Source organism: Nocardia sp. NBC_01327, from assembly GCF_035958815.1.
In the GTDB taxonomy this organism is placed as follows: Bacteria; Actinomycetota; Actinomycetes; order Mycobacteriales; family Mycobacteriaceae; genus Nocardia.
In genome coordinates this window covers 3,909,632-3,923,308 of record NZ_CP108383.1, presented here as the reverse complement: position 1 = coordinate 3,923,308, position 13,677 = coordinate 3,909,632, and the positions used below count along the sequence as shown (strand labels likewise).

13 protein-coding genes are annotated in these 13,677 nt (G+C 66.7%); 8 read left to right on the top strand and 5 right to left on the bottom strand.

Features of this window, described 5'->3' with window-relative positions:
• Window positions 1–25 precede the first annotated feature (25 nt).
• Window positions 26–622 carry a hypothetical protein gene (locus tag OG326_RS17690; protein WP_327145738.1) on the bottom strand — a complete coding sequence of 199 codons (597 nt, stop codon included), beginning with the start codon at window positions 620–622 and terminating at the stop codon, window positions 26–28.
• Between the two features lie 78 nt (window positions 623–700).
• Window positions 701–1,219, bottom strand: a complete 519-nt coding sequence (locus tag OG326_RS17685; RefSeq protein ID WP_327145737.1) for a DUF6879 family protein — start codon at window positions 1,217–1,219, stop codon at window positions 701–703.
• Window positions 1,220–1,482: 263 nt separating this feature from the next.
• On the opposite strand from OG326_RS17685, the gene OG326_RS17680 reads away from it, so the two are divergent.
• Window positions 1,483–2,043 carry a dihydrofolate reductase family protein gene (locus OG326_RS17680; RefSeq protein ID WP_327145736.1) on the top strand — a complete coding sequence of 187 codons (561 nt, stop codon included), beginning with the start codon at window positions 1,483–1,485 and terminating at the stop codon, window positions 2,041–2,043.
• Here the strand turns inward: OG326_RS17680 and OG326_RS17675 are convergent.
• Complete coding sequence (locus tag OG326_RS17675) at window positions 2,019–2,807, bottom strand: CPBP family intramembrane glutamic endopeptidase (protein WP_327145735.1); 789 nt, start codon at window positions 2,805–2,807, stop codon at window positions 2,019–2,021. The two genes, OG326_RS17680 and OG326_RS17675, sit on opposite strands and share 25 nt — an antisense overlap.
• Before the next feature lie 209 nt (window positions 2,808–3,016).
• Here OG326_RS17675 and OG326_RS17670 point away from each other — a divergent pair, with 209 nt between their 5' ends.
• Window positions 3,017–4,264 carry a sensor histidine kinase gene (locus OG326_RS17670; protein ID WP_327145734.1) on the top strand — a complete coding sequence of 416 codons (1,248 nt, stop codon included), beginning with the start codon at window positions 3,017–3,019 and terminating at the stop codon, window positions 4,262–4,264.
• An 11-nt stretch (window positions 4,265–4,275) separates the two neighbouring features.
• Window positions 4,276–4,920, top strand: a complete 645-nt coding sequence (locus OG326_RS17665; protein ID WP_327145733.1) for a response regulator transcription factor — start codon at window positions 4,276–4,278, stop codon at window positions 4,918–4,920.
• 7 nt (window positions 4,921–4,927) lie between these two features.
• On the opposite strand, the gene OG326_RS17660 is transcribed toward OG326_RS17665, so the two are convergent.
• The gene (locus tag OG326_RS17660) at window positions 4,928–6,532 is read right to left on the bottom strand and encodes an MFS transporter (RefSeq protein ID WP_327145732.1); all 1,605 of its coding nucleotides are present in this window, start codon (window positions 6,530–6,532) and stop codon (window positions 4,928–4,930) included.
• A gap of 251 nt (window positions 6,533–6,783) precedes the next feature.
• Window positions 6,784–7,419 carry a TetR/AcrR family transcriptional regulator gene (locus tag OG326_RS17655; RefSeq protein ID WP_327145731.1) on the bottom strand — a complete coding sequence of 212 codons (636 nt, stop codon included), beginning with the start codon at window positions 7,417–7,419 and terminating at the stop codon, window positions 6,784–6,786.
• Between the two features lie 172 nt (window positions 7,420–7,591).
• On the opposite strand from OG326_RS17655, the gene OG326_RS17650 reads away from it, so the two are divergent.
• The 5 genes from OG326_RS17650 (at window position 7,592) to OG326_RS17630 (ending at window position 13,622) form a co-directional block, all read left to right on the top strand.
• Window positions 7,592–8,995 carry a lipase family protein gene (locus tag OG326_RS17650; RefSeq protein ID WP_327145730.1) on the top strand — a complete coding sequence of 468 codons (1,404 nt, stop codon included), beginning with the start codon at window positions 7,592–7,594 and terminating at the stop codon, window positions 8,993–8,995.
• Between the two features lie 19 nt (window positions 8,996–9,014).
• Window positions 9,015–9,803, top strand: coding sequence for an META domain-containing protein (locus tag OG326_RS17645; protein WP_327145729.1), 789 nt, complete (start codon window positions 9,015–9,017; stop codon window positions 9,801–9,803).
• Window positions 9,804–9,861: 58 nt separating this feature from the next.
• Window positions 9,862–10,056 (top strand): hypothetical protein, encoded by a 195-nt coding sequence (locus tag OG326_RS17640; protein WP_327145728.1) that lies wholly within the window; start codon window positions 9,862–9,864, stop codon window positions 10,054–10,056.
• Between the two features lie 74 nt (window positions 10,057–10,130).
• Window positions 10,131–12,377, top strand: coding sequence for a thiamine pyrophosphate-dependent enzyme (locus OG326_RS17635; protein ID WP_327145727.1), 2,247 nt, complete (start codon window positions 10,131–10,133; stop codon window positions 12,375–12,377).
• 288 nt (window positions 12,378–12,665) lie between these two features.
• Window positions 12,666–13,622 carry a M56 family metallopeptidase gene (locus OG326_RS17630; RefSeq protein ID WP_327145726.1) on the top strand — a complete coding sequence of 319 codons (957 nt, stop codon included), beginning with the start codon at window positions 12,666–12,668 and terminating at the stop codon, window positions 13,620–13,622.
• Window positions 13,623–13,677 lie beyond the last annotated feature (55 nt).

The window sequence follows — 13,677 nt, the reverse complement described above, 5'->3', positions numbered from 1 at the left end:
GTAAAGCTTTGCGCGCCAGCGCTCTTCACCCGATGAACGCTGCGCGGCGACGCCAGGCCCAGCGCAGTAGGCCGACCCCTACCGCCAGCGTGATCACGTTGATGCCGAGTTCGATGTATCCGCCTGCGCCCGAGCGCCACCAGATGCCGTTCTCGAGGTCGTAGAGCGCGTCGAGACAGAAGAGATAGATCGCCGATCCGCCACCTGCCAGCAGCCATAGCAGGGCCATGGCATGGCGTTTGATCAACGTGACCGCAGCGGCGATCACACACACCGCCAGCCAGGCATCGGCCAGCGGGAATGCGTTCTCGAATTCGAAGTACGCGGGGCGTTCGTTGCTGGCGACCGCATCGCGGACGGTGAACCACAGGACCCAGTAAAGAATCAGGATCAGCAGACTCGCCACAAGAACCAGAAGCACCCGATTCCTGGACCTATCACTGACCTCGAACGGTGCCGACACGCTTGCCATTGTGAAACACCTCAGCTCGCATGGAGATCGAATCGGCGATACCGTCCAGCGCGCTGCGGCAGCACCAGCGCCCAGGAAGCGGATCCAAAACGACAGCATCGCAGCCGAATACTCCGCCGTTTGGAACAGACCACCGGTCACGGCGGCCATTTGACGTGCGGTCAGGCCGGCGTCTCGCGTACATCACGCAGCCGGGACCCGAGTGCCCGTCGCGCTTCCCGCGCGGAACTAGACGGGCTGGTATTCACTGTGCGGAATCGCCAGTGCCCATAGTGCCTCGAATGCGTTGCGGCACAGCTGAATATCATCAGGGTTGGTCGATGCGGTTTTGCCGGTACCCAACCCATCTCCAGCGTAGTGCAGGAAGACAACAAGCCGGTCATCGAAGAGGTAGAAGTCGTTGCCCGGCAACGCAATCGATGACACCCGGCGTCTCGGAATCCACCGGATGTCCTCGCCCGCGCCGACCATCTGCCCGGCGATACTGTACGACCAGCGCTGATAATCACTCAGCGGTTCGGAAACGATGCGAGCGCGGCGCACCGATCGTCCCGCCGCGACATGTGCACGCAACGTTGCACACCAGCCCTGCAACCATGCGAGGTCGTCCGGTTCCCCGGCAGCCCACTGAGCCATGTGCGGCAGTTCCGTTGCGGTGCCGTACGCATCGCGAGTCTCCACATGGATCGCGGAGTGCTCGAAATCGGTTAGCAACTGGTCGAACTCGCTGTCACTGATCTGGGTCACTGTCACTCCTCGACCGATGAGATCGTCAAGAGCAGCCGATCTCGGACGCGAATTTCAATGTCTCACCCCTGTAGCGAAGTTGACGGTCACGACGGCGAGCGCAGTAGGCGAGCGCAGTAGAGGGGCGACCATGGCGTTTCCTGGGCCCTGGTCGACGAGGAGATTCGGGGGCTCGATGGTGAGGGGCTGGACGCACCGATGAATTTCGGGGGGATCCTCCGTCGATACCTCTGAACCGGTGCCGGGAACTGATGGAGGATCGAATGCGCAAGTTGATCATGGGGTTTTATGTGTCGCTGGATGGCAAGAGTGCTGATGGGGACAACGGAATCCGGGACGTCATGATGAGTATCGACGATGCCGAGCAGGAGGAGTACTTCGTCAGCCGGCTGTGGGATGCGGGGGCGTTCCTGATGGGCCGGAACTCCTACGAGATCATGGCCGGATTCTGGCCGGGCTCGGACCACCCGTCGGCGAAGGCGATGAACGAGATTCCCAAGGTCGTGTTCTCTCGCACGCTGACGTCTGCCGACAACTGGCCCGAGACCCGCATCGCCAATGGTGATACGGCGGAGGAGATCGCCGCACTCAAGGCCGAGCCCGGCAAGGATCTCGTCGCCGTCGGCGGCACCGCATTCATGCACTCGCTGATCAAGCTCGGCGTCATCGACGAGTACCGGCTGTGGGTGCTGCCCGCCGTCACAGGCAAGGGCGCACCCCTGTTCCCGGAACTGGACCAGGCACTGAACCTCCGGCTGGTGAAGAGCACCGCCTTCCCGTCCGGAATTCTCGAGCTGGTTTACGCGCCGGCCGACAAGGGTTGAGCGACTTGGGATTTGCCGCGGACGAAGAACACCGCGACAACGCCGAAGACGATCAGTAGCACAGTCGCGAATGCCGCGATGATGGATGCGCCGCTGCCGCCGGAGTCACCGACCGCCTTGTCGAGTCCGCCGGTGGACAGGAATGTGCTGGGGTCGGTGCAGGCGTGCAATACGATCGCGGCCCAGATCGTGCCGGTCACCCGCATGGCCAGATACATGCACATGCCGAAGCCGAAGGTGTAGACGACGGTGGCGGCCACCGTGCTCAGCTCCATTCCGGAGATGAGGTTCACCATATGCATCAGCGCGAACACGAGTGAGGAGACCACGGCGACAAACCGTTCGCCGTGGCCTGCCTCGCGCAGGATTTGGACCGTCAAACCGCGGGTGGCCAGCTCCTCCGCCACACCGACGCAGACGCCGAGCACCAGCATCGCGCTGATCTGCGCACCGGTCCACGAACTCCACCGCGTGCCCGCCAGATGCGCGATGATCGCGATCAGCACCAGCGCCGGACCGATCCACATCCAGCCGCTGCCGCGCACGGGCTGGGGTCCGAAAATCGCTGCGAGCTTGCCCATCCGGGCGGTCACGGTCACCAGGGCAAGAGCGCCGACGGCGATCGGCAGGACGAGAGCGAACCAGATGCTGGGCGCGGTCGCCACCACATTGTCTTTGTCGATCCGGTCGCCGAAGAGCCACGATGTCAGTTGCCCCACCAGCAGGTAGAACACCAGGTACGCCACGATCAGTACGAGGGCCATCCACACGGAGGGGCGTCTCCACCCCTTCGATTCTTTGCCTGTGCTTATCACCGACTGATCCTAAGCAACGCACTCGCAACCTGCCTACAATCGCCGCGGGCCCGCCTGGATCGCTGGACGACCGCGCCGAGGGGTGGGGGTAGCACCACTGCGGGCCTACCTGGTCCCCGGTTGGAGTGCCGGGTAGCGGAACCGGGAGGGTAGTCCTCATGTTCGATATCGCACAGGCGCGGCGGGACCTGGCCTACCTGCTTCCCGGCATCCTCGTCGGACTCGCCAGTTTCGTCACGCTGATCTGCGGTTTCCTATTCGGCACCGCGACACTGGTGGTGTGGGTGGGCGTGCCCGTGCTGATCGCCACGCTGGGGGCGGCCCGCATGTTCGCGGCACTCGAGCGGCGGCGAGTGGCAGCGGTGATCGGGCACGAACTGCCTGCGGCCTACTACGCCACCGCCACCGGAAGCCGATCGCAGCGGATCTGGACCGTGCTGAAGGACCGGCAGTACTGGCGTGATCTCGCACACGGGATCCTCGCCATGCCGGTGTGGCTGTTCACCTGGGGCATCACCGTGATCTGGGTGTGTGCGGCGGTGGTGGGGACGCTGTATCCGCTCTTCGGCTGGCTGATGCCCGACTATCCGGACTCCCAGGGCCTGGCCGACCTGCTGGGCCTGCACGGTCTGGCTCCCAACATCATCGTGAATACGCTTCTGGGACTTGCGTTTCTGGCCACGACTCCCCCGGTTCTGCGTGGTCTCGCGATTGTCCAGACGGGTGTGGCCCGCGCACTGTTGACCAATGAGAAGGCCGCACTGCGCGCCAGAACCGAGCAGCTCACCGTGAGCCGCAGCGCCGCGGTGCAGGCGGAGGCGCAGACACTGCGCCGGGTGGAACGCGATATTCACGACGGGCCGCAGCAGCGGCTGGTCCGGCTGACCATGGATCTCGAGGCGGCGCGCCGGCGCATGAACGACAATCCCGATGCCGCAAGGACATTGGTCGATGAGGCGCTCGAGCAGAGCCGCGAGGCCTTGAACGAATTGCGGGCGGTCTCGCGCGGTATCGCACCGCCGATCCTGATCGATCGCGGTCTCCCCGCCGCACTCGCCGCCGCCGTGAGCCGCTGCCCGGTCCACACCACGCTCGAATGCGATCTGCGCGAGGACCGGCGACTGGCCGAATCCGTAGAGAACGCAGCCTATTTCGTCGTCAGCGAAGCCCTGACCAATGTCGCCAAACATGCTCGGGCCCGCAGCTGCGTGGTGACGGTGACCACCGATGAGACAAGCCTGTGGTTGCGGGTGACCGATGACGGCGTGGGCGGCGCGCATATCGGGAAGGGGCATGGGCTGGCGGGTCTGTCCGATCGGCTCGCCGGTGTGGACGGGCGGCTCGATGTGCACAGTCCGCCGGGTGGTCCGACCGTGCTGACCGCCGAGATCCTGCTCCCCCGTTAGGCTCACCGCTCATGCGAGTAGTTCTGGCAGAGGATTCGGTACTGCTGCGAGAGGGTCTGGTGCGGCTGCTCGAGGAAGCGGGCGCGACCGTCCTGGCGGCGGTCGGTGATGGTGAGGCGCTGGTGCGCGCGGTGGTCGAGCACCGGCCCGATATCGCGGTCACCGATGTGCGCATGCCGCCCTCGTTCGGCACCGAGGGGCTGCGCGCGGCACTCGAGGCGCGGCGTCTGGTGCCGGGTACGGCGGTCCTGGTGCTGTCCCAGTACGTCGAGCAGAGTTATGCCTCCGATCTGCTCGCCGAGGCGGGACTCGGCGGTGTCGGCTATCTGCTCAAGGACCGGATCTCCAAGCTGGAGGAGCTGTCCGACGCCCTGCGCCGGGTGACCGACGGCGGCACCGTGCTCGATCCCGAGGTGGTCGCCGGTCTGTTCGCCCGCAGGCGCAGCGGCCCGCTCGACGAACTGACCCCGCGCGAGCGGGAGGTGCTCGGCCTGATGGCGGAGGGCCGCACCAATCGGGCGATCAGCAAGCAGTTGGTCATTACCGAGGGAGCGGTGGAGAAGCACATCTCCTCGATCTTCGCCAAGCTGAACCTGCCGCCGTCCGACGACGACCACCGCCGCGTGCTGGCCGTGCTGACCTGGCTGCAGTCGTAATCACCTGCTACTTCGGCTCTTCCACCGCGATCAGGTGGCTGATCTCCGGTTCGCCGACGGTGTACTGGGCCATGTCCTGCTCATTGCGCTGATCCTGCGCGGTGAGCCGGACCTGATGCTGATGCATGTGCTCGGCCCAGGACCGCACGACGAAGGCCTCTACGAAGCGGTCGGCCACACCCACATCGCGGTAGACCCGCCATTCCATGGCGCCGGTGCGCTGGCGGGAGCGTCCCACCCGGGCCATGGCGGTGAGGAATCGGTCGACCAATTCGTCCGGGACGGTATAACTCTGGAGGATCAGCACCGGACCGTCGGCCGGATCGGGCTCGCAGAGGACGTAGGGCTCCGGCCAGAAGGCGGTCGGGGTCAGATCGAATCCGGTCGCATCCTGATTGACCGGCCACCACAGTGTGCTCACCGCGCACACCGCGAGCAGGACGGCCGACAGCAGCAGCGCGAACACCACACCCATGGCGCCGGCGATCGAACCCCACAGCAGCGAACCGATCGCCTGTCCGCCCATGAACACCAGTGTGTAGACCGACATCCCGCGCGCCCGGACCCAGGCCGGAAACATCAGCAGCATGGTCGAATTCAGCGTCGACATAGCCAGCGGCCAGCCGATGCCGGCGATCAGCAGGGCGATCAGGACCAGGGGCAATTGCTGGACCAGAGTCGAGACCATGGTCGCGACACCGAACAGCACCGCGGAGAGTGTGAGCATGCGGGTAGCGGTCAACCGGCGGCGTAGTGCGGCGAAGGACAGCCCGCCGATCACGGCGCCGACACCGAGCGCGCCGAGCATCAAGCCGTATCCGGAGGACCCCAGCCCCAACCGCTCCCGCGCCACGATCGGCAGCAGCGCCCACAGCGCACTGGCCGGAATGATGAACAGCACGGCCCGCAGCAAGACTCGGCGAATCGCCGGTCCCGACCGGACGTACCGCATACCGGCCTGCAGTGCCGCCAGCGGACGCTCGAGCGGCAGCGCCGACTCCCGGATCGGCCGCCGCCACCAGATCAGCACCACGACAATGCCGATGAACGACACGGCATTGAACCCGAACACGAAGGTCGGCCCGGCCAGCGACACCAGCACACCGGCGATCGCGGGCCCGATCGCGCGAGCACCGTTGACACTCAACCCATTCAGCGCCGATGCCGCCGGAATCTGTTCACGCGGAACCAGTTCCGGTTGAATCGCCTGCCAGGTCGGCATGGTCAGCGCCTGCCCGCACCCCATCGCGAACAGCAGCGCCAGCAGCACCGCCGGCGTGGTGTGCCCCACCGCCGTCGTCACCGCGAGCAGCAGGGCGATCAACGCCATCGCCGACTGCGCACCGATCAGCAACCGCCGCCGATCGATGAGATCAGCCAGCACCCCCGCCGGAATCACCAGCAGAACCACCGGCAACGTGGTCGCGGTCTGCACCAGCGACACCAGCAACGCCGCATGCGGCTGATCGACCAACAGCCACTGCGCACCCACCGTCTGCATCCAGGTGCCCAAATTCGACACCAACTGCGCCACCCACAGCGCCCGATACACCTTCGACGCAAACGGCGCCCACGCCGACACAGGCCCAGCCTCGATCCGGACATCACTCACCATTCGCACCCTATGCGCGTGCCCACCCCTTCCACCCACAGGCCACGCGGACTACTCCCCACCACGCCGCAATCACCCACCCCCAAGCAGCACATCTCCCCACCACACAGCACCCAAACGAGCCGCGCGGCCTCGACACGGACTGTGCCTTGGTTCGATGCGGGCTGCGCGGTCTCGATTGGGCTGCGTGATCTTGATGGGGGTCGGCTGTAGAGGTCTTGTGGGAGGGCGGATTCGGCTGGACTCGCTATTCAGGCGCGGGCAGGGCCGGATGGTGAGCGGGCGGCGTATGTGGCCAGGAGGTCTTCGACGAGGGAGAGGATGGCGGTGTCGAGGTCGGGGCGGGGGTAGACGCCGCGGACTACGGCTTCGCCGGAGAAGAGGTGCAGCATCATGAAGAAGAGGGGTTCGCGGATTTCGCTGGGGAAGGCGTCGAAGAGGCCGGTCTGGTTGAGGGTGGCGATCATTTCGCGGTAGTAGCGATCGGCGATGGGGGCGATGCGTTCGCGGAGTTCGGCGTCCGAGCGAGCCGCCAGGTAGATCTCGCGGAGGGCGTGGGTGAGGTTGGAGGATTGGGCGGCGCGCAGGAAGCGCAGGGCGGTGTCGAGGGCATTGTCCTGTGCGCCAAGGTGTTCCATGGTGGCGCGATAGCCGTCGAGTTGGCGGGTGAAGGCTTCCTCGGCGGTGCGGACGATGACGTCCAGGCGGGTGTCGAACTGGCGGAACATGGCGCCCGCGGAAAGCCCTGCGCGACCGCAGATCTCCTGCACGGTGGCGCGCTGGTACCCGACCTCGCCGATGGCATCGATGGTGGCGTCGACCAGTTTGCCCACCGTGGCGGCCCGGCGCTCCTGTTGGGTGCGGCGCGGGCGCGAAACTTCACTCACGTCGCACCATCCTGCCGTGTCCGGCGGCCATGTCGAACCAACTGGCGGACGTGACCGTTGACACATTCCATGCCTGCATCATAGGGTCGCGATGCAACTTAGAAACCAAGCGCTCTCTAACTTTGCGGGGAATGAGCGCTCCGCCGCCTCGGGCGGCATGGAGGAGTTCGATATGACAGCGGGGACCCGGACGATTGCCCAGGCATGCCTGGCGGTGGCGGCGGGATTGACGGTGGGAATCTGCCCGGCGGTAACGAATACGGCTGCGGCGCAGCCGGTTTCCGTGGAACCGGCGCTGCCGTTCCCGATTCCGCCCGCGCCGCCGTACCTGGACACCAACTTCTACCAGCCGGATCCGGCCCGGGTATCGGCCGCGCAACCCGGCGAGATCCTGGCAGCCCGGCAGGTGAATCTCGCCAATCTGTGGCTGATTCCGCTGAATGTGAATGCCTGGCAGCTGTCGTACCGCAGCACCAATACGCACGGCGAGGCGATCGCGGCCGTGGCCACCGTCATCGTCCCGCACGCCGCGCCGCCCAGCGGACAGCGCGGCCTGCTCTCCTTCCAGTTCGCCGAAGATTCGCTGTCGCAGAACTGCGCGCCCTCCTACACCTTGCAGATGGGTTCGCTGCCCAATCCCCTGAACCCGGTCATCTCCGCGGAATTCGTGGAAGTGCAGGCGATGCTGCAGCGCGGTCACGCGGTGGTGATCCCGGATCATCAGGGCCCGAACGCGGCCTATGCTGTCGGACCGCTGGGCGGGCGCATCACCCTCGACGGCATTCGCGCCGCGGAGAACTTCGAGCCCGCCGGGCTGCCCGGTACGGACACCCGGGTCGCACTGTGGGGTTACTCCGGCGGCGCCATTCCCACCGCGCATGCCGCTGAGCTGCAACAGGAGTACGCGCCGGAGCTCAATCTCGTCGGCTCGGCAACAGGCGGCCTGATGGCCGATATTCGTATGGCGGTCGACTACAACAACGGCACCTCCACCTTCGGCGGCGCGGTGCTCGGCGGATTGTTCGGCGTGGCACGGGAATACCCCCAGGTCGCGCAGTTCATCGACCAGCATATGAACCCACTGGGCAAAGCCGTCCGACTGATGCACGAAAACCAGTGCGTGGCACTGCAATTCGCGGGCTTCCCGTTCATCAATATCAAGGGGCTGTTCGATTATCCCGGCGATCCCATGCGCTCACCCGAAATGCAGCCCGTCCTGGACGAACTCAGCCTCGGCCGGCGCGGCACCCCGAGCACTCCCCTCTACATCTATGAGGCCCCGCTCGACGAGGTGATGCCGATCAATGCGGTGAACAACCTCTACGACACCTACTGCACCGATCCGAACGCCCGCGTCTCCTACACCCGGGATCTGCTCAGCGAGCACGGCATCGCCGCCGTCGCCGGGACCGCGAGCGCCGTGCTGTGGCTCGATGCCCGGCTCAACGGCGTTCCCGCCGCTGACGGCTGCCATCAGCGCGATGTGCCGACCGAAATCCTGGACCCGGGCGCACTGTCCACCTTCGTCGGCGCGATCGGCGGGACGCTCGCGTCGGCGCTCGGTATGCCGGTGTGATCACCGTACGATCGGCTATATGTCAGCAACTCGCAGAGGGTGTGGTGTGCTGTTCGCCGTGACGATCGCGGCCGTCGCCGGGTGCTCCACGCAGCAGACGGCGCCCGCGCCGCAGCCCGAGAGCACGCCCATGGGCCGATCGTTCATATCCACGCAGGTCAAGGGCACGGCCATACCGGGCGGCGGACCGCTCACGCTGAAATTCGCGGACGGCCGAGTCAGCGCCGGAGCGGGCTGCAATACCGCCTCCGGACCGGTCACCCTCGATGGCAATACGCTCGAGGTCGGACAGATGGCGACCACGCTGATGGCCTGCCCCGGCGACGCCGCCGGGGCCGACGGCTGGGTGGACGGGCTGCTGCGCTCGGCACCCAGCTGGAAGCTCGCCGGGCCCGACCTGACGATCACCGGCAATGGCATCACCGTCACGCTGCAGGACCGCAAGGTCGCCCAGCCCGATAAACCGCTCACCGAGACCACCTGGATCGTCACCGAACTACTGCACTCCGATGCGGTGGTGCGGTCGCAAACCCTCGACGAGGTGCGCCCGGCGCTCACCATCGCCCCCGACGGCACCCTGACCGGCAGTGCCGGATGCAATCAGATGAACGGCCGAGCCGAGATCGACGGCAGCGATATCAGTTTCCATGTCGCCACCACCAGAATGCTCTGCGATCCCCAGGTCATGGATGTGGAGCGGGACGTGCTGGCCGTCCTCAACGGAAAGGCCACGGCCACTATCGATTCCGACACTCTGACGCTGCGCAATACGGGCAGCGGCACCGGTTTGACGCTGCACGCCGAATAGCGTCACCGCACGAAAATCGTTGTCGCCGGGCGGTATCCGAGGGGTACCGTCCGGCGCTATGCATACGCGATATCTGAATGTGGTGGATGTGGAGGCCACCTGCTGGCAGGGTCCCCATCCACCCGGACAACCCATGGAAATCATCGAGATCGGGCTGTGCGTGCTCGATACCGAAACATTGGAGCGGGTGAGCAGGCACAGTATTCTGGTGCGCCCCGATCGCTCCACCGGCGACCAGCCGAGGAATTCGTAGATCCGGAGGAGACGCCCATTTCACATCTACGCTGATAGCCCGGCGTACACGACATTTGGGACAAATGGGGAGAGGTGGGTCGTATCAACGAGCGGGAGGCAGAACTAGACCAGTGGTTTCGGGCGGAAGTCGCCGCCACGAGACCCGGTGCGTCCCGTTCACCCCAGGACCCGCTCACCCCCGGCGGTCCGCTGACCGGCGCGCGCTGTCTCGAACTCTTCGACGATCAGGCGACGGCGCGGCACCTCGATCTGACGGCGCGGCGGTTGACCCGAGAAGGGCAGGGCTACTACAGCATCGGCTCCTCCGGCCACGAGGGCAATGCGGCGGTGGCCGCGGCGCTGCGCACCACCGATCCGGCGCTGCTGCACTATCGATCGGCGGCCTTCTTCGTCCATCGCGCCCGGCAGGTGCCCGGACTCGATCCGATCCGCGATGTCCTGCTCGGCGTCGTCGCGGCGGCCGCGGACCCGATTTCCGGTGGGCGGCACAAGGTTTTCGGCAGTAAGCCCGCCCATGTGATCCCCCAGACCTCGACCATCGCCTCCCATCTGCCACGCGCGGTGGGACTGGCCTTCGCGCTCGAGCGCGCCAATCAGCTGCGGGTGGCCTGCGAATGGCCCGCGGATGCCGTGGTGGTGTGCAGCTTCGGCGACGCGTCCGCCAATCACTCCACGGCCGCCGGCGCGATCAATACCGCCGTGTACACCACGCACCTCGGTGTCGCCATGCCGATTCTGTTCGTCTGCGAGGACAACCGGCTCGGCATCAGCGTGCCGACACCGCGCACCTGGATCGAGCAGGCCTACGGCTCCCGGCCCGGGCTGCGCTACTTCGACGCCGACGGCGCGGAACTGCTCGAGACCCTGGAAACGGCGCGGGAGGCGGCGGATTGGGTACGCACACACCGCAAACCGGCGTTCCTGCGGCTGCGGACGGTGCGCCTGCTCGGGCACGCCGGTTCCGATGTGGAGTCGGCCTATCGCCGACCGGCCGACCTAGCCACCGATCTGCGCAGCGATCCGGTGACCAGGACCGCGCGCATGCTCGTCGCGGCGGGCGTCGCCACACCCGGTGAAATCCTCAGGCGCTACAGCGATATCGGCGCGCTGGTCGCCGCGACCGCCGAATCCGTCCGGGGCGAAACGAAACTCACCTCGGCCGAGGCGGTCATGGCCGCGCTCGCGCCCGCACGCCCGACCGTGGTGCGCACCGATGCGCTGCGCACCGCGCCCCCGCAGTCGGACCAGGAGCAACCGTGGTCCGCGTGGACCGAGGCCGTCGCCGCGCCGCCGGTGGACACCGGTGATCCGATGACCTTGGCGCAGGCCGTCAATCACACACTCGGACAGCTCCTGGCCCGCGATACCGATGTGCTCGTGTTCGGTGAGGATGTCGGGCGCAAGGGTGGCGTCTACGGCGTCACCAAGGGATTGCAGCAGGCCTTCGGTGTGCGCCGCGTATTCGACACCCTGCTGGACGAGCAGAGTGTGCTCGGCACCGCGCTCGGTGCGGCGCTGGCCGGGTTCGTGCCGATCCCGGAGATCCAGTACCTCGCCTATGTGCACAATGCCGAGGACCAGCTGCGCGGTGAGGCGGCCACGCTCTCGTTCTTCTCCAATGGCAGCTACCGCAATCCCATGGTGGTACGCATCGCCGGCTATGCGTATCAGAAGGGTTTCGGCGGGCACTTCCACAATGACAATTCCATTGCGGCACTGCGGGATATCCCCGGCGTGGTGATCGCGTCCCCGTCCCGCGCCGATGATGCGGCCGCCATGCTGCGCACCTGCGTCTCGGCGGCGCGGGTGGACGGGCGGGTGTGCGTCTTCCTCGAGCCCATCGCGCTCTATCACACCCGCGATCTGTACCGCCCCGGCGACGGCGGCTGGCTCGCCCCGGTCTCCGCCGTGCGACATGCCGACATCGGGCTGGCCCGGGTGCACGGCATCGGCACCCACCTCACCATCGTGAGCTTCGCGAACGGCGTGCCGATGAGCCTGCGGGTGGCGCGGCGGCTGAGCGAACGCGGTATTCACGCCCGCGTCCTGGACCTGCGCTGGCTGGCGCCGCTGCCGATCGACGATCTGCTCGACAATGCGCGCGCCACCGGAAAGGTGCTCATCGTGGACGAAACCCGCCGCAGCGGAGGGGTTTCCGAGGGAATCTACGCGGCGCTGCTCGATGCCGGATTCGACGGCCGCATCGCGCGGGTCACGAGTGAGGACAGTTTCATTCCGCTCGGCCCGGCGGCGGACACCGTACTCCTGGACGAGGCGCGCATCGAGGCGGCGGCGGACAAACTCCTCGCCGTACCCTGAGGACGGGTGGCGACGAGCGGAACAGGCCCGATGAGGGGTGGTCCCCCGTTCCGCTCGTCACCGGCGCCGGTCCGGTCGGCGCCCCTGTGCCGATGAGGGGGCGGCACAAGCTTTATCTACTATCTCCGTACGTAGATAGTAATACCGGAAGATAGCCGGTCAGCGCAACACTCGATTCGACCGGACACCCGCACCCGAGCAAGTAAGGCTCCCCTCAGGTTTGCTCCGTACACTCAGCCGGACCAACGGGAGGAGTCACATGCGGCCGGGTGGACGGCAGGTACGGCAATGACCGTCGCCGCATGTCTATTGCTCTACGGATTCGCGGTTGCTGTGCTGGCGCCACGACTGCTGCTCCGAGTCAGTCACGGCAGCGCGGCCCCGCATGTCGCACTCTCGGCCTGGCTGACCTCGATTGCCTCGACCGTGCTGGCGTGGGCGGTGGCGCTGGTAATTCTCATTCTCGACCTGGTGACGCACCAGGTGCGGACGGTGCCGCACCGATTCATGGATACCTGCCTGGTGCACCTGCACGATGCCGTCGTGGGCGATTACGGCTCGCCGATCCAGATCGGGCTCCTGCTGCTCGCCGGGTTCTCGGCACTGGCCGCGACCACGGTGGCGGTCCGGCTCGGCCGCTCGCTGCTGCGATCCCGGCGCACCACCCTCGAACACGGCCGGATGGCCCGCCTGGCGGGGCGGCACCACAGCGGACTCGACGCCGTCATCCTCGAGGTCGACGAGCCTGCGGCGTATTGCGTTGCGGGAAAACCACATACGGTGGTGGTCAGTCGCGGCGTGCTCGACGCGCTCGGCGACGAGCATGTCGCCGCGGTGCTCAGTCATGAACGCGCCCATCTGACCGGACGCCACCATCTGCTGCTGGCGCTGACCCGCGGTCTCACGGCGGTGATGCCGCGCATCGATCTGTTCGCCGCCGGCGCCGTCGAGATCGCGCGACTGCTCGAAATGATCGCCGATGACGCCGCCGCGCGAATCCACGGCCGCGCCACGGTCTTCCAGGCCCTGCTGGCCCTGTCCGGACTGTCGGCCGGAGCGCACAGGATGGCCGAGGAGGGACTCGCCACCCGGCTGCGGCGACTGTCCGAACCCAGCGCCCCGATCGTCCGGACGCGCGCACGGCTGGCGCTGACAGCCGGCGCCGCGGCGGCGGTCCTGGTTCCCCTCGCGTCTGTCGTGACGGCCATCATCGCCATCACCATCTGCTCACCGCTCGAAAACTGAGCACCGGATCGCCGCGCCGAATCTGTTCGGCCGCCTACGTTTTCGACACGAAGCG